We start from the raw sequence: 18,766 nt of genomic DNA on the forward strand, positions 1-18,766 counted from the left end.
GTGTTATATAGAACAAACCACCATCAATTAACTAGTTATTAGTTTTATTTCTTTATTTATTAACAACATTAAATCATTAATTAAACTTTCTGATATAGCGGAAACTGCAAAATCAAAATCTATCGATAAATTACGCGTATTAGTGAGCTGTATTCTTATATCTAATGCCACTTGAGGTGTTTGCGTTAATCCAGAATGGTAATAAAAACTTGAGTCATATGGTTCGACTTTCCAAGAAAGGGCATTAGTAATAACGATAGGAAATGGTATGCTATTTTTAAATTTACTGCATAACTCTCTAGCAATCTCTATCCCTGAATATGAGACATGATTTAATCCATTCATGGTGTCAGATTGTATATTTTTAGCATTATTGACTAATGAATCATCATTAGTTCTGTAATATAGCGGAATGATTGTTGATAAATTTGATAACTCCTTATTGTAAAGAGAAAAGGAGATAGGTAGACCCACATAAATATCTTCACGTTCACTTAATGTGCATAATGATTTCAAAATTATAGTGTTTATTAAGGAGTTAGGAAAAATAGCATTTTTTTTCGCGTAGCCAGATAACTCATCCCATCTATTTTTTTTAATTACAATATTAGATCTTTTATATCTTGAACTAGGAATTTCTTCTAAATTGGTCTTCCATGGAAAGCTAATTTTACTTATTCCTTCTAACTTTTTTAGCCAATATTCTTTATCGATATCTTTAACTTTAAAAAGGTTATCACAATCTAATAAATTACTGCTAACTTGAGGGGAAACTGACTCTATACCGGTTTTATTTTTTCTATATAAAATTATAATTTCATTTATAATTGAAGATATAGAATAACCATCTAAAATTAACCCATCGAAACTAAATAAAATAACAGTATGATAATCAACATCTAACTTTTTATTTAATTGAATAAACCACACCCCCCAAGGTGATTTATTCGATTCATGTTTATAATGAGAAACCTGCTCTCTGAGTTGTTCTATATTTGATAATGTCTCTGTCTTTATATCATTTTGATAATCTATTATTTTTAAATTTAGATCTAAATCTGTGCTTTCCTTCTGTGAAAATTTTTTATGGTCAATAACGATTCTTAATGCATTATGCTTTTCTACTACCTCTCTTAAGCAATTTTTAAAAACATCAAGATCCACATCTCCTCGATATTCTCTAAAATCGTGCATAGCAACGCCGCCTAATGGCAAATAATTTTGCCTTCCCAATACATATGCAACTTGCAATTTATTTAATTTTCTTTCCATCTTATTAAGGTCCGTATTGTTATTAATATTATCGTTTCATACCAAAAAACACGGCTTAACGAATAGCTTTTTTATTTATCTTTCCAACTAAGGTATATTCAAATGAGGAAACGACTTCAATTTGATCTGGGAGCTTATGCCATACAACACTTTTATCTAATAAATATCTTCTAATTTGCTGAAGTGTTAATATCTCTTCGCTAAAAGTAATTATATACGCTTTTATTTTTTCACCCAGCAAATAATCTGGAATACCAACAACAGAAACATCTTTAATCGATGGATGGTCTATAAGTAATGACTCAATTTCACTTGGTGAGATTTTCTCCCCCCCTTTATTAATGATTTCTTTTAATCTTCCCGTGACGACAATATTTAAGTTACTATCGAGATATCCTATATCCCCAGTTTTATAGTAACCATCTTCTGTAAAAGAAATCTTATTAACGCTAGGTAAATTATAATAACTATTTATTGTATAAGGTCCTTGAGTAATAATTTGCCCTATTTCTCCTAATTTTAATTCTTCACCATTCTCATTAACAATTAATATTTTATCATCTTGTGATATTTTTTTACCTTGAGTGTATAGTATTGTTTCTAGGTCATCATCTAATCGTGTATAGTTAACTAATCCTTCCGCCATTCCATACACTTGTTGTAATGTTACATTAAATTTATTGATAAAATCTCTAGCAATTTCTGGTAAAAATTTCGCACCTCCTACTTGTACTATATTCAGGCTAGATAAATCAAACTGATCATAACAACTTGAATTAAGCCAAAGAATAACCAATGATGGCACTAATGATACTTGGTTTATTTTATGTTTTTCTATTAAAGGAAAACAAATCTCAGGAGCCGAAGACTCACTTAAATAAACCGTTGCACCTGCATAAAAAGCACCAAGAAAACCTGGTGAACTCATTGGAAAATTATGAGAAACAGGTAACACCAATAATATTTTTGTTTTTTCATTTAACCCACATATTTTAGCGCTTTCTCTTACTGAATATAAATAATCATCATGTGTACGTGGGATAAGTTTGGGAATATCGGTTGTTCCTCCAGATAATAATAGAAATGCTACTGATTCAGGACTAACGTCGTTATAATCTAATATACCATTGTTTTTTTCTCTCATTAATTTTGAAATTAAAGATGAGTCAATGACTTCTGCATATTTTAGGCTATTACATTTATTCATGAAATGAATATGGGAGCATTCATTTGACTTTTCATTTGAATATTTAATATATCCTATAGCATTACTCGTATTAATTATATTTTCAACTTCGTATTCTCCATACCCATTCAGACAAAAAATTGGTCTGGCTCCTGCATAAAAAATGCCAAAAACGATAATAAAGTACTCTAATACATTAGGTGATTGTACTAAAATAAAATCATCTTTACGTATCCCTTTCCTTATTAAATAGCTACCAAATATAGATGAGTATTTAAATAGCTCCGCATATGTTAACTCTCTATCATTGTCAACAAGTGCAATATTATTTTCATATTTCCGAGTACAATTTTTTAAAAAGTCGATTAACGTTTCACCTAACCAATACCCTCTCTTCCTATACCTTTCTATCCTTGATTGGCTATACGAAACAAATGGTAGGTCATCTATTATAGTATTCATATATTAGCCTTCATCTTAATAAGCTATTTAAATATTAGTTATGATTTTCAATTATTTTTAACCAATCATTAATGGTAGGACTACTAACAAACTCGGCATATTCAAATTTTTTCTTAGTTAATTCAGTCAACTTTCCTAGTATAAACATCAACGCTAAAGAATTGAGGCCAAACTCTATCAAGTTAGAGTCATTTTTTACTTCATCTACATTGATATCTAATAATTCTTTTAAGTAATTGCGGATAATATTTTCCATTATTTACCTTATATAAGATAGAATATTCACACTATAAAACAGCATCAATCTAAATTTAGCTGCTTAAATATATTTGACATATCATCAGTATCAATAACATCTTTTATATCTTTATCCTGCTCCTGTTCTTTTTCATTTTTTTCTTTACTTAAATAAATATGCTCAACTAAATCTTTTATGTTAGAGTAAGATAATATGTCTGATAAGTTTACTATTACACCATGATTTTTATACTCTCGTGTTATTTCTAATGCTTGGAGGGAATCGCCTCCTAATAAGAAAAAATCATCTTGTTTAGTAATGTCATTATTTATAATGACTTTTCTCCAGATCATTAGCGATAGTTCTTCGAGCTCATCCCTTGATTTTATTAATTTTGATTTATTATTACTCGAATTGGCGGGCTGTGGTTCTATTTCTGTATTATCAGGAACAATCCAATAACTTTTAGAATCTAAATTAGCGACAGGTAGCTCTACGACATAGCTCTTTGGAATGAAATCCGAAAAATTCACATTGACCCCCAATGACCATATTTCCCCAAGGGCATTTAAAATATTTTTTTGCTCAACACCATGGCCCCTATTCGATACTGAAACAGTATAAATATCTTTGTTATTCATCAATGAAATAGCCGTTAAAGCGTTCTTAGCTGATAAATCAATAAATATAGGAGCACATTCTCTCTCTAATATATGTTGTGTTAAGCTATTGATACCATCTGAAAAATGAACAGTTTCTCTTAAATGTTTTATCCAATATTCACTATTAGTTAATGTATTCTTTGTTAGTATTTCACCTGTCAAATTTGATACTATAGGAATAGTCATTTTCTTGAAGTTCACTTGTAATAAATATTCTTTCCACTTATCGATAATGTTATTCATTAATTTGCTATGAAAGCCTTTTTTGACATCTAACGGTTTACTTTTTATTTCAAGCTCATTCAAATAGCTTATCGCCATATTAATATCATCAGCTTTACCTGAGATCACAAATTGTGTTGGACTATTAATAGCTGCAATATCTAACTTATTTTTGATTTCTTCTGGGAAGATATGAAAGATTTCATGATTAGAAAATATGACCAGCATCATTCCTTCGGGGGTGTCATTCATTAATAACGCCCTAGTGGCAATACATTTGACAGCATCATCCTCATTAAAGGCTCCCGCAATATACGCAGCTGATAGCTCACCTAAACTGTGCCCCATCAGATAATCAGGAGTTATCTCATAAGATTGCAGAACCTGACTTAAACTTGTTGAAATAATAAACAGTGCTGGCTGAGCCCATTTAGTTTGAATACTTTTCTCCAAAGCTTCATCTCTTATATCCTCGCTTGGAAATAGGATCTTACGAATATCTTCCCCCAAATAAGGTTCAAACTTCTGGCTAAGCGTATCAACACTATTCCTAAATAATTCATTCTCCTCATATAATGTTGTGTATACATCAACAAAATCAGTGCCTTGTCCAGGAAACAAAAATACAACCTTATTTTTTTCAAGCGCTTTTCTATGGTATGTCATTTCAGGGGCATAATGAGTCGCTTGTATTGAGTCTGTGACTGCATATGTTCGATAAGCATATTCATGTCGGCATAGCCCTAATGTATACGCTATTGCATTGAGCTCACTATCATTATACCTCTTAAAAGAGTTTATCGTTTTGTTGACGTATTCCCTTAATGCGCTTTCACTACGGTCTGACCATAACAGCAATTTATGTTTGCATTTTGTCTTAGATATAACTAACTCATTTGGAAGGTAATCCTTTGGTGCTGAAGCTAAAATAGCATGTGCATTCGTTCCCCCAAAACCAAAAGAGCTAACTCCTCCATATAAAATTTCTTTTTCTGCTTTAAACTGGTAATTATTATCACAAATAAAGAATGGGGTATTGGCTATATCCAGTTGAGGATTAGCTTTAGTATAATTTATAGTCGCCGGTAATATTCTATTTTTTATCGCTAAAGCCGCTTTAATTATCCCCGTAACCCCACTTGTTGTATCCGTATGCCCTACATTTGATTTTATGGAGCCTAAAGCACAATACTGCCTTTTCGTTGTAGCAAAAGCCGTACTTAACGCTTTAACCTCAATAGGGTCACCAAGATATGTTCCTGTGCCATGCGCTTCAATAAAATCAATATCATCTGGGTTAACTTTAGCGGCTTTAAAAGCAGCTTTGATCACCTCGGATTGTCCATGTATGCTTGGAGCTGCTATATTCAAGCTATCGTTGCCATTATTATTTATCGCACTTCCTTTAATAACCGCATAAATATTAAATCCATGTGCGATAGCATCCGATAAACGGCATAAGGTAATCACCCCAACGCCATCGGTAAATATTGTGCCATCTGCCTTTTCATCAAAGACTTTGCATTGACCATCAGAAGATACAGCTCCACCGGGTGTAAATAGATACCCCGTCTTGCTCACCGTGGGGAGCGATGCTCCCCCGGCAAGTGCAAAATCGATTTCTCCCCTTCTTAAATAGCCACACGCTTCATGTATTGCGACTAAAGAGCTAGAACATGCAGACTGAATTGTGATAGCAGGACCAGTTAGGTTTAATTTGTAAGCGACCCTAGAAGATATAAAATCTTTTTCGTTTGCCAACAAAATTTGCATTTTATCTCGACTCAGAAACTCGTTAGACTTAAAGATATTCAGAATTAAATATGTATTGATCGTGCTTGTAGCAAAGACGCCCGTTTTAAATCCTGATGCTGTAGGATATGGCAGCCCAGCTAAATCTAATGCTTCTAAACAGCACGTCATAAATAAGCGCTGCTGTGGATCTGTTAACATTGCTTCTAATCTATTCATTTTGAATAAATCAGCATCAAACATGTCTTTTTCATGTAGCATTCCACATTTTGCGACGTAACTTATATCGTGGCACACATCAGCATGTTCTGATTTCGCTAACTCTTCGATAGCGATATCAGATATAGTAGTGCCACCATTAAGTAGAAGCTCCCACAGCTCAGGAACCTTAATATTATTTGGGTATCTCCCTGCCATTGAAACTATCGCAATATCATTGCTGCTATATTTCATCTTTTTTCCTTAATAATTATTACGCATAAACGATTCATTGCATTATCATTTAAATTAATCATGTATTAACTTAAACAAGATTTATTTATGCATCATTTTCAGCTATTAATTGGATAATATGCGTTGAAAGTTTACGGAGAGTTGAAAACTGTAATATATCAACTAAGCTAATATTGATATTAAGAGTGTTATTTATAGAGCGATGAAGTCTTGTTAGATCGATTGAGGTTAACCCCAACTCAAAGAAATTATCATTAATGTTAACATCATCTATAGATAGAATAGACTTTATTAAACTAGCCAAAGTATTGTCGATACTTCTCTCTTCATTAACTGAAGGACTAATGGCTACCTCTTCTAAACTAGATCTATTACTTATGCCAATTAAAAAATCTTTATTTTGATCTTTAATTGACATTAATACATTAATTCCCTCTGTTTTATCAACTAACTGTAGGCCTATTTCATGTAAAAGGTCTCTATCTTGTCCTTTCCCCATTCCTATCCCTTTCCAAGCACTCCAACCAATCCATGACATAGAATAACCATTATTTCTTTTATCTTGGGCATACCCTAATAACTCGCTATTAGCAGCAATATAAGGTCCTAGCATTGGAGAGCTTTTGAATACCGCCACTGAGCCAAAAAGTTTAAACTGTATATTTTTACAAGACGTGGGATACAAAATAGACATTGTTTTGCGTAGATTTTCTATTGCAAACACCTTAGGTATTCTTGATTTATTAAGCTTTTCTACAGAAATCTCTTTTAAAAAAGAAGGTTCAAAAATACCGGCTAAGTGATATACATATTTAGGTGGCTTTTTATGTAAAAAAGATTTAAATGTTACTATTAAACTTTTCAAATCACTACAATCTGTTTTAATCCAAGTTAATTTATCTCTATTCTTAATTACGTACTCAGGTTCATCACTTCTGCCGATAAGGATTATATTCTTATACAGAGGCATTATCTCTTTTATAATTAACTGAGCAATAGCGCCACCTGCGCCTGTGATTACCACATAATCATCAGGTTCAGTATTTTTTATATTTGATATATTTCTGATATTCCCAACATTAATATCAGTTAACTTTTCTAACTGATATTGATGCCTTTGCTTATACCAACCAGAATCTAAGTTTTTAGGAAAAATCAAATCTAATGAAGATTTTTTTTGTATTACAATATTATGTTTTAGTGAACTCTCAGACGATATACTCGTTAATAAACCGTAGATTAACCCTGCCATTTGCTCGTTATCAGTAACACAACATAGAGTGATATCTTTTAGCGTATTTTCATTAATAATTAAATCAATAAATTCAAGTAAGTCACCTTCATTTTCACATATAGTTCTTCCAAATATAATACCGTTATAACTATTCGTTTCTAATGATTTTTGCAATTCACTCAAAGGTATATTCTTAATATTTTTATGTGTATCAATAGCATCACCTACCGATAACCATTTCATATTTTGTAGATTTTCTGTATGCTCAGTGACAACCCAATCTAAATTAATTAGATTTAGACTATCAGAATTAGATTGAGTAATTGCTGTTAGCTCGCCATCAACATATTTTTGAGCCATTTTGGCTCTTTGAATCTTTCCACTTGTTGTTTTCAGAAAGAAACGCTTCTGAAGAGGTATAATTTTGTTGATATATAATCCTATACTCTTAAATAATAACTGTGAGATTTCAGTATTAATGACATCTACTGCCACTCGGCCATTAGGAACATAACAGACAACTATCTCTTCTTGATCATCTTTTTTTATGCTAAATGCTGCAATATAAGTACTTTCAATTCCTTTTATTTGTTCCAACTGTTCTTCAATCTCGTGGCAAAAATAATTTTTACCATTAGCTATTAACATTTCTTTTGTTCGCCCAACAAGATACAAATTACCGTTTGCAATAAAGCCATTATCACCGCTATCAAACCAACCATCTTCAGTAAATACAGAGTTGTTTAAATCTTTCTGCTTATAATAACCATTCGTCACATTTGGGCCTCTGATTTGGTAATGGCCTACCTGAAATTCCTCTAATACACTATTTGTATCATCAACAATTCTTATTTCTACACCCGGAATGACCTTTCCCAAAGATGTAAATAAGCTTGAGCCAGCCTGAATACTATGCTGCTCATTAAAATTGAGACAGTTAATTGATATTTCAGGATCATCTTCATGTCCATACGTAATACATGTACAACTTTCAGCCATCCCGAAGCTTGGAGTTAACACACCTGAATTTAATCCCAATGGCTTAAGCAATTGACTAAAACTTTTCAGTGTTAGCCCAGAAACCATTTCCCCCCCAGTGACTAGCTCCTTCAAACTAGAAAGATCAATAGATAAATTAGAATCAAAAGATTTATTCATCTCATTTATAACGAGCTTATATGCAAAATTCGGTGCCCAGCTATGAGTCACTTGATATTTTGATATCAATTCTAACCATAACAATGGTTTCTCTAGGATTAGTGGCGTTGAGATATGGATTTGGTTGCTACCAACGCAAACGGCTCTCATATGATATAACCAAAGAGGACCGATATGATCCATTGGTAGCCAGTTTAATAAAATATTCTTCTCATTGTAGTCACGAGCATGGCCACTTAAAAATACGTATGAAGCTAACGCTTCATGACGTTGATTAATCGCTTTAGATTTTCCGGTGCTCCCAGACGTCAGTTGATAGAATGCTGTATCTTCAGGTAATGGTTCTATTAATTTAAAATCTTTATTCTGAGCAGATAACTGAATATTTAAAAATTTAATCTTCTTATGTCTTTGGCATAGCGTTGTCATTTCACTCACCAATTCACCATTAGTGACTATCGGCGAGTAATCAAATAGTCTACAAGCATCTATTAATTTATAGCAATTATCATCACTTTCAAAATCAAGTGGTTTAGCAACCGTGATAGGAATAATTCTAGCTAATATAGCTCCCCACAATAAGCAAAAATATTCATTATATTTTTCAGGTATTAAAATAATAACATCACCACTTTTAAGTCCTGAATTATTTAGTTTTTTAGCAAACTGAACACTTTTTTCATATAATTCATTATACGATATAAAAGTCGTGCCGTAGTCATCAATAATAGTAATTCCGTTTGTTGAGTGATTTTTAGCCGTTAATTTGAGAAATTCAGGTAATGTTTTAGGAAAGCATTTAGGTATATCAATATCCCCTGTCTTTTGATATGCTGCATTTCTTTTATTTAATTTAATATCTATCAATTTTTCATTTTTAGAAATGCTATTCAGTAACATTAACAACATATCAATTAGCTTAACGACTTCATATTCTTTAAAAAATGAATCATTATATTCGACAAGAATATCTAAAGTGCGACTATCTATCTGAGCTGTTTGTAAAACCAATTCAAACTTAGCTTCACTTTCACCTAAATAAGCTTCAACATGAGTATCAACACCTTGTATATCTAAATCCCTATAATCTATATTTTGGTGAACACACATAACTTGCATTAAAGAAGATATTCCATCTCCCATTTTTCTTGTGCTTGCACTATTCACAATTTCATCAAAAGGTAGATCTTGATACTTTAATAAGTTTCTTCTTTCAGAGACTAAAGATAATAATATCTCATTAAATCCTAGATTCGGATCTATATCAATTTTAACTGGAATAGTATTAGCTAAAAAACCAAGAATATTTTCGCTTTCTGAATGTAGGTGTCGCCCAGCGGAAACCGTACCAATAAAATAATGATTAACGTTTTTCCAGACTGCCAGTACACAAGCAAAAGTCGTCAGTATAATATCATAAGGATCAATATTTAAATTTTTATAATTCGAATCTATTATTTCATTAATATTTAATGAACAACGTCTTCTAACTACTTTAGAGATATTACGGTCACTACTTATATCTTTATTAAAAAGCTTGCCGCCTTTATCATTCTGAAGGTGATTTTTCCAGAATTTTTTTAAAGTTGATTTTCGACTATCCTCGCTAATCCTATTATTTAACCAATTAGCATAATCAACATGACGGTAAGGTAATGATTTTAAGATTTTTCCATTATATAACTCACTTAGCTCCTTAAACAAAATAGCGATAGACCATCCATCTGCTATAATATGGTGCATACAAATGACAATTGCACTTTTTTCCTGTTTAGTGTCTATTAACGTGACTCGCATTAATGGTGATTGTGATAAATCAAAAGGGATATGATGCTGTTCATACAGTTCATCTTTTATTGCCTGCTCAAAATCACGCTGTCCTACAACTTTATAAATAGGAAAAATATATCCAGAGTCATTAACGAAAACTTTAAATTCACTAATACCTTTATCATCAACAACTTCAATAAAACGACTTCTCAACGCATCGTGCCTATTAATTAGCTCATTTAATGAGAAAGTCAATTTTGATAAATCAACATGACCTATCATAGTTAATGAAAAAGTCATATTATAGCTAATAGATTTAGGTTCTATACTTTGCAAGTAGAATAGCCTTTGCTGATTAAATGATAAGTCATATAGATTATTTTCAGAGTGAATCTTATCGATATTGACACTATCCTTTTCGCTTTCAGATATTAAGCTTGCTATCCCTTTTATTGTCGGAAAATCAAATATATCTGATAAATTTATATCTATACTGAATTTTGTTCTAACAATACTTAACAATCTACTTGCTAATAATGAATGACCGCCTAATCTAAAAAAGTTCTGATCTATACTTATTCTGCCATCAAATCCTAATAGCGATTTCCATATCTGCTCTAATTCTTGTTCTATTAGAGTTTCAGGAATAATATCTTTTGCTGTTAACTCATTTTTGTAACGTGAATCTTGTAATATTGTAGTACATGCTATTTTATCTATCTTGCCGCCAAGTAAAGTGGGAATTTTATTTATTGATACCATTAAACTAGGAATATGTGTTTTTGGTAGTTTTTTATTTAATTGAGCGTAAACATATTCTTTATCCCGTCCATCTGATAATTCCAGTAAAACAGCTAATATTTTTTCATCGTTAGAATCTGTTACTATTGAAGATAAACATTGCCTAACACCATCACATGATAATAGAACACGATCAATTTCTTTCAAATCAATCAAAATACCACGAACTTTCTTCCTATCATCTTTGCGGCCTATAACAACGAGTTCATTTTTACTATTCAAATATGCGTAATCCCCCGTTTTATACCATAACTCATCATTATTATAAAAAAAATTATCTCTTTGTTTAGCATTAGCTTTTAAGTATCCGTCACATAAAATACTGCCTGTTACCCACAATTCTCCAACTAACCCTTTAGCTATAGGCTTTTCTTTTTTATTAATAATCATAGCTTTACTATTAAAAACAAGCTTACCTGCCGGAATAATTTCATTTTTTTCATTCTCAATAACATTATAGCAGGTTAAATCGGCACTCATTTCTGAAGAACCGTATATATTAAAAATCTTAGCTTTAGGAATGTATTTTTTAATTTTATTTACAACATTTAAGCTAAGTACTTCACCACTAGAAATAAGTTTCCTTATTGCCATTATATAAATATTGTTTTCTTGCAGTACTCTATACATTTCCAAAATAACTGACGGCGTTAATGTAATATTATTAATGTTATTCTTAATGATATAAGCAATTAAATCTTCTGGGTGTCTTCTTGTATCATCATTAGCAATATATAGAATTTTCCCCAAGACTAAAGGCAAAAAGAGTTCAGCATAAAAATCAACGAAACTAACCGATGTTTTCAATAAAAACTTATCATCATAAAATGGGTTAAGTTCATTAAACCAATATATTCTATTAAGCAAACCATATCGTTTGTTTAATAATAATTTAGCGTTACCTGAAGAGCCTGATGTATGTATCATATATGTAACCAATGTTTCTTTAATATTAAAGGCTTCTTCTGCATTTCTATTACAATTTGAAAGCAACTCATTGATTAATAAGCAAGGCGTATCATTATTAATATCGTCTAATAAATCACTATTGGTAATAATAAATTTACACTCAGATTCATCTAATATACTTTCAATTCTCTCCGACGATTCATTAATATCTAATAAAAATATAATACCACCACATTTTAATATCGATAAACAACTGATGACCAAATCTATCCCATAAGGTAAAAGTACACCAATGATAGGAGAAGGCGTAGATTTCAATTCATTTAAACCTCTCGCAATACAATTACTTTTCTCCTCAAGGTAAGCGTAACTATACTCGATATCACCATCAACAATAGCTATCTTGTTGGGACTTTTACTTGCATTATCTCTAATTAACTGAGTTAATGGATAGTTATTAAATTCATAGGCAGCACTATGTAATTCAGAATATTCATATGAGCTAGGAAAAAGTGCTAACTCATTTAAAGTAGTGTCACTGTGTTGCTCTATAAAATTAATTAAAATATGATTTATACTCTCTAAGAGTATTTTTGCAAATCGTTTATTAACTTTATTAACCTGTATATTTAATTCACACTGAAAGCCTCCAGATTTTAAGTTGGGCCTTACCCAAAACTCGATATCTGTTCTATTCGTTTCAAGCTCTTCAAGTTGATGGTTACAAGACTCAATTGATAAGTATTCATTTTCATATTTACCTTCAAAAATAGAATTATTATAAATAAAAGTAAACTCAAATAGTGAGTGTTCACCTTTTTTTCTGTCAGGATTCATTTTTTTCACTATTGATTCAAATGGAATATGTTGTCTGATAAAGTCCTGTGTTATTTGTTCATGCGTTGCTATTAACGCATTAGAGATAGTGTGTTCTTCATTATAATCAAATCTTAATAATAAAGGATTTACAAAGTTACCAATGACACTGTTAAATTCAGCTAAATGACGATTAGAAACATAGGTACCAAAAGCGATATCACCTGTTGTTTTAAATTCATTTAAAACAATCTGCAATGCGACTACAAATACTGTATATAATGTTGTGTTATGCTTTCTAGCTAACACGTTTAATTCACTCACTTGCTCAGCCGTTAAGTCAAAAAATAGTGATGAATTATCTTTTTCAGTTGATGATGTTATATATTTATATGGTAACTCCATTGGCCTAAAGCTATCTAGTCTTAACTGCCAGTAAGTTAATCCATCCTCTAAGTAAGATTGATATTCATCACTATTTTCCCAGATAGCATAGTCTAAATAATCTAACTTTAGATCTTCTAATTGATTTCCTTGATAAATCTCAATTAATTCTTTTAATAAAATATCATATGAAACACCATCAAATATCATATGATGGCTTGTTATAAACATATAATAAAGTTCTTCAGAATACTTTATTATTGACACAAAAAATAGAGGACCAGATTTTATGTCTATGACTTTATTTTGTTCTTTGAATTTTATTTCACTGAACTTTTCTTCTTTTTCATTATTGCTAAGTTCGGAAACATCAATAACGCTTATTTTTATCTCATTCTCTTTCAGTACGATACCTGGATAGCCATTAGTATCGCTAATAGATGAGTTTATTACTCTATGCCTTTTAATTATTTCTTTCAAGCTATAGTTCAATCTAGTGATATCTACTATTCCTAAAACTCTAAACACTAATGGAATATTAAAATGTTTATTTTCTTTCTCTGAATCTAATTCCATTTGGTACCAAATACCTCTTTGTGATGAGCTTAATGGTATTACAGAATCTTTATTGAATATTTGCTTATGACATTCGGGTATAATTGTTTTTATCTGTAAATCTATATAATTAGCCATTTCATGCAATAATGGATACTGTAATAACTCACTAATTCCAACATCAACACCAAATCTCTCTTTTATGAGAATGCTTAATCTGATGAGTGAAATTGAATCACCACCGCTGGCAAAAAAGTTGTTTTCTCTATCATTATTCGCTACCTCTAATTCTTCCCACAATTCTGATATTATTTTTTCTGTTTTAGTATATAAGTATGACATCCGTTTATCCCCTTTATGGAGTAACACAATTTGATGAGTTAATATTTATTTAATCCACACAGTAGTACTATCAGGATTTACAAGTAGCTTTTGGATATTTAATACATAGGTAGCTAATAATTTTTTTGCTTCATGGGAGGTTGATTTTGTTTTATCGTAATTTAACATTACAGTAAGTTCATTGCTTTTACCCTGCCAACACGACATTTCATAAATTAATCTTACTTCATTACTCACGATATTTAGTTTTTCCATTTTAGCATCACCAAAAAATAGTTCGTCACTATAATTTGGTTGCATGATAAAGCATGCTTGACAGAAATCATTGAATCCATTTCTTCTTCCTATCCCCCCTAATGTTTTTATAATCTTAGAAAGTGATGGCATTGGATACTTAATGACATCTGAATAGTCTTCTTGTACTTTTTTAACCATATCATTAAGGGATATTCTTGAGACTCCACTCACTTTAAATATAGGATTATGTATAAAAAGTCCTAACATAGACTCTGTATCCGGATGGTCCCTTCCCGAATCAGAAATGCCTACAAAGAAATTTTCTTTTTGGTATATGCTAGCAAGAGTTAATTGAAAGATACTAAATAACACAATAAATGGAGTCGTATTTTTCTGGTGGCAAAACTTATTTAATAACTCAGAAATATCTTTGGGTATTGTTGATTCCTCTATCATTGACTCAGGTTTATCCTGATTGTTCACCTCAATTAAGTGCACACCATCCTTAATGACACCTTCCCAATATTTAATATTTTCATTCTCTTCTTATAATAGCTTATTTTTCTTCCAATAAACGTAATCAACATAATTTATATCAAGCTTTATCACTTTGTTAATATTATTGTAGACATTTTCAAGTTCATTAAAAAACAGTTTTACAGACCATCCATCAAAAATAATATGATGGAAATTAAAAAGATAAATTTGTTTTCCATTAGATAAAGGAATCAGATGTACTCGCCAAGCATATTCATTAAACAAATCGAATTCACTATTTTCAATTTCTCGAATTTTACTTATTAAAGATGATTCATCAATAACCTTCTCATAATAAATTGGTAAAGGTTTGTTTTTATCAACATATTGGCTCAATCCCTTAGACGTTAGAGAAAAGAGTAGTGAAAGCGCAATATGATGACTTCTTAAGTATTCTAACGCATTTTTAAGTGTATGTTCTTCTATTTTTTATTAGATTTTAACCCAAAAACAATTCTGAACTTGATTTTTCCCGATGACAATTTTTCTGCCAACCATATGTCTTCTTGGTTGGGAAGTAATGGATATTCACTTAAATCTATATGTGCTATTTTATTTTTATCATTCGTTTCGCTTTGCAATTCTTTGATTAAGTGAATTTGTTCATCTATTTTTAGATTCATTAATAATTTAGCGAAAGGTATTTGGACAGAGAAGTGATTAAATATTTCTGTTGAAAGACTTATTAATAATAACGAATCTCCACCAAGTGAAAAGAAACTATCATTTTTATTTTCTATTTTTTTATTTAACAATCCTTCCCAAATCTCACAGAGCATGACTTCTTGTTTTGTTTTCATGCTTTCATCTTTATTTTTTAACTTCCCCTTCGCTGACTTTAAATAATCTTCGGTGATGAAAGTTAACTTTTGATAATCTACTTTTTGATTCTTAGTTAACGGCAACTCATACAACTGAATCCATAATGAAGGTAACATACTTACTGGCAATACTTCTTTGCTACGTTGATATAGTTCATTATCATTGATTTTCGGGATATTAGGACGCAATACTAATGCCGCCGTCAAACTTCCTTTATATAAATAGACAATAGCTCGGCTAACTTCGATAAACTCTTCCAGTTTTTTCTGTACTTCCCCACATTCAACTCTGACTCCTTTTATTTTTACCTGCCCATCCTTTCTTCCTATAAATTCTATTCTGCCATCTGGATGATATAGCCCGAGGTCACCGGTATTGTATAGTCTTTCTTTCGTTATTGGGTGAATAATAAACTTTTCTGCTGTACGTTTGGGATCATTCATGTAGCCTTGTGCCAATGACACTCCTCCACAATACATTTCACCGATAACCCAATCAGGAACTTCTATCAATTGCTTATTTAATATATAATACGAGCAGTTTTGAATTGGATATCCGTATGGTACACTTAACCAGCTCTCTTCATCTTTAATTCTGTTTGTGATATTCCACATAGTTGTTTCTGTAGGACCACCTACACTATATGCAACAACATTAGTTGAGCAATATTTCTCTATTCTTTTTAGAATATTAGTCGGTATCCAATCCCCTCCCATTATAATATTTTTTATGCTATCTAATGTATATCCTTTAAATTCACACCAGGTAAATAGCATATCAATAATCGCGGGAACGGAAACAATATAGTTAACGTTATATTTTTTTATAATATTAGACCACTCTTCAGGGTCTTTTCTTTTATTTTCTTTAGGTAGTATTAGTACACCTTTTTGTATAAAAGTTGCCAATGTATCAAATACTGACATATCGTGATGTAATGCTGATACCCCTAATACGATCGGCCTTTCAGAAAAATTTATTAGTTTTTTTATAGAGTAATCTATCGCATTATTAACGCCTTTATTATTTACCATTACCCCTTTGGGCACACCTGTAGTACCAGATGTATACATGATATAAATAAGATCTTCTTCTGATACAGAATAGCCCGGTAGTGTTTCTGCCAATGGTATATACTCACTTTCAATAACCATTTTATTTTTTTCGATATTGAAAGTTTTTATATTTATACTCTGACTTATTAAGTTTTCTGTTTCATTATTTATAATAATGAGGTCTGGTTTTGCATCTTCTAAGATATCAAAAACTCGACTTTTAGGCTGCTCAAGATCTAATGGTAGATATGTACACCCTGAAGCTAATATTCCCCAAACACAAATTATCTGCTCGCAACTTTTTGGTAATAATATTGCAATTATCTTTTTACTATTTTTGTTTTGATTAATCAGTTTACTTAAATATCCACCTAATACACATACTTGTTTGTACATTTCTTGGTAGGTGATTTTTTTTGTTTCACAAATAAGTGCATTCTCATCTTGACATGATGAGCTTTCCATCATTTCTGAAAATTGTCTAAAAATAGAATTACTTGAATAGCCTACTCTATTATTATTTATTTCATATCTTTTTTCTTTTTGTTTAATCGGGAGATCGACAACATTTTCTTTATGGATATATTCTTCATAAGTATCACTAATAATAGCGGTGACTAGATTAATAAATATTTCGAACATGCTCTCTATGCAATTATCGGCATAATGATTTTTATCGTAATCCCATTTAATGGTCAATGCACCTTGATAAAACTCATGCCGACAGTCTAACTTTACATTTGGTGTATGTGATATATCATATTTTAAATCACCAAATAACTTGTATTTAATATCATCTCTTAATTTATCTAGCCCATGACTCAATGTAAATACGACGGGATATATGTTGATAGATGACTGATTATTTCTTTGTGATATATGTCTTAATATTTTATTACTCGACACTTGGGAAAAATTTAAGTCATCAATATACTGTTTATGTATATAATTAACTCTATCTTTAAAGGCTGTTCCTGTAGGAAGGTCTAGATTTAATATTAGATATGATGAGAACTCTCCAGCTATATCATTTATTTCTTTATTATAAAATGGCCGTGAAAATGTGGGAATATTTATACAAAATTTATTTGAGTCATTCCAATAATTAATGACTTCACAAAAAATACTTAGTAACAAAATGTCTATATTGGTATTAAGCTCGCGTGCTCTTTTTTTTAGAATATCGACATCTTTATTACTAAGTTTTTTTTCTAATTGTGAAAAGTTATTAATTTGACCTTTATTATTTTGAATGGTTTTGATAGGTAAGTTAGGTGGGAAACTTGTGTGACCTAGGCGGCTATACCAGTAATCTAAAATCTCGTTATCAACAATATCTTCTTTTTTAGAATAAAAGTCTTGTAGATAACTTTTATAGTTATAGCTAATATTAGCCATATTCTCTTCTGAAAAATAAAACCTAGCCAAATCTGAAAGTATAATATTCACACTGTAAGCATCTATAGCCCACATATTTAAATGCAGTATGAATTTTGTGAACTCATCATCCTCAATTAAATAAATATTATACTGTGGGCCTTCACAACAATTAAATTTCTTATGTGAAACTTCATTTCTTAATGATATATAATAATTTATTTCCTCATCCTTTTTTAAATCTCTAATATCAATATAGTGAATTTCTTTAGGGTATTTTATTATTGTTTGCTGTCCATTATTTAGTGCTACAGCACTAAGCATGTCATGCCTTTCTAACACCTTGTCCCATGACTGCTTAAATTTTTCTAAATTCAATTCTGTTAGATTATACTCACAATAGTATTGGATTCTTGAATTATTCTTTTGTGTATAATCAGTTATACTCATCCAATATGCTGTTTGCATATCAGACATAGGAAAGGTATCCCTAGAATCTGAACGGTAATCCATCTATATTAA

General features: G+C 30.9%; 6 protein-coding genes and 1 pseudogene. All 7 read right to left on the reverse strand.

Annotation, left to right across the window (positions count from 1 at the left end; genetic code table 11):
• Positions 1-27 precede the first annotated feature (27 nt).
• A complete protein-coding gene (locus O7C57_RS16090) occupies positions 28-1,272 on the reverse strand; it encodes a condensation domain-containing protein (RefSeq protein ID WP_269723336.1) in 1,245 nt (414 codons plus the stop codon).
• Between the two features lie 55 nt (positions 1,273-1,327).
• Positions 1,328-2,920 (reverse strand): (2,3-dihydroxybenzoyl)adenylate synthase, encoded by a 1,593-nt coding sequence (locus tag O7C57_RS16095; protein ID WP_269723337.1) that lies wholly within the window; start codon positions 2,918-2,920, stop codon positions 1,328-1,330.
• A 34-nt stretch (positions 2,921-2,954) separates the two neighbouring features.
• Positions 2,955-3,176 carry a phosphopantetheine-binding protein gene (locus O7C57_RS16100; RefSeq protein WP_154635567.1) on the reverse strand — a complete coding sequence of 74 codons (222 nt, stop codon included), beginning with the start codon at positions 3,174-3,176 and terminating at the stop codon, positions 2,955-2,957.
• 44 nt (positions 3,177-3,220) lie between these two features.
• Positions 3,221-6,247: a beta-ketoacyl synthase N-terminal-like domain-containing protein gene (locus tag O7C57_RS16105; protein ID WP_269723338.1), complete on the reverse strand. Its 3,027-nt coding sequence runs from the start codon at positions 6,245-6,247 to the stop codon at positions 3,221-3,223.
• 85 nt (positions 6,248-6,332) lie between these two features.
• Positions 6,333-14,216 (reverse strand): condensation domain-containing protein, encoded by a 7,884-nt coding sequence (locus tag O7C57_RS16110; RefSeq protein ID WP_269723339.1) that lies wholly within the window; start codon positions 14,214-14,216, stop codon positions 6,333-6,335.
• Positions 14,217-14,261: 45 nt separating this feature from the next.
• Positions 14,262-15,416, reverse strand: a pseudogene (locus O7C57_RS16115) (condensation domain-containing protein).
• Entirely contained in the window at positions 15,413-18,757 is a 3,345-nt protein-coding gene (locus tag O7C57_RS16120; protein WP_269723340.1) for an amino acid adenylation domain-containing protein, read from the reverse strand. Before O7C57_RS16120 ends, O7C57_RS16115 begins: the two are co-directional and overlap by 4 nt.
• Between the last annotated feature and the right edge of the window lie 9 nt (positions 18,758-18,766).

Source organism: Providencia sp. 21OH12SH02B-Prov (genome assembly GCF_027362595.1).
GTDB lineage: Bacteria > Pseudomonadota > Gammaproteobacteria > Enterobacterales > Enterobacteriaceae > Providencia > Providencia zhejiangensis.

Excerpts from the sequence above, each read along its gene's own strand:
- O7C57_RS16105 (WP_269723338.1), bottom strand. The coding sequence starts at position 6,247 with ATGAAATATAGCAGCAATGATATTGCGATAGTTTCAATGGCAGGGAGA.
- O7C57_RS16100 (WP_154635567.1), bottom strand. The coding sequence starts at position 3,176 with ATGGAAAATATTATCCGCAATTACTTAAAAGAATTATTAGATATCAAT.
- O7C57_RS16110 (WP_269723339.1), bottom strand. The coding sequence starts at position 14,216 with ATGTCATACTTATATACTAAAACAGAAAAAATAATATCAGAATTGTGG.
- O7C57_RS16095 (WP_269723337.1), bottom strand. The coding sequence starts at position 2,920 with ATGAATACTATAATAGATGACCTACCATTTGTTTCGTATAGCCAATCA.
- O7C57_RS16120 (WP_269723340.1), bottom strand. The coding sequence starts at position 18,757 with ATGGATTACCGTTCAGATTCTAGGGATACCTTTCCTATGTCTGATATG.
- O7C57_RS16090 (WP_269723336.1), bottom strand. The coding sequence starts at position 1,272 with ATGGAAAGAAAATTAAATAAATTGCAAGTTGCATATGTATTGGGAAGG.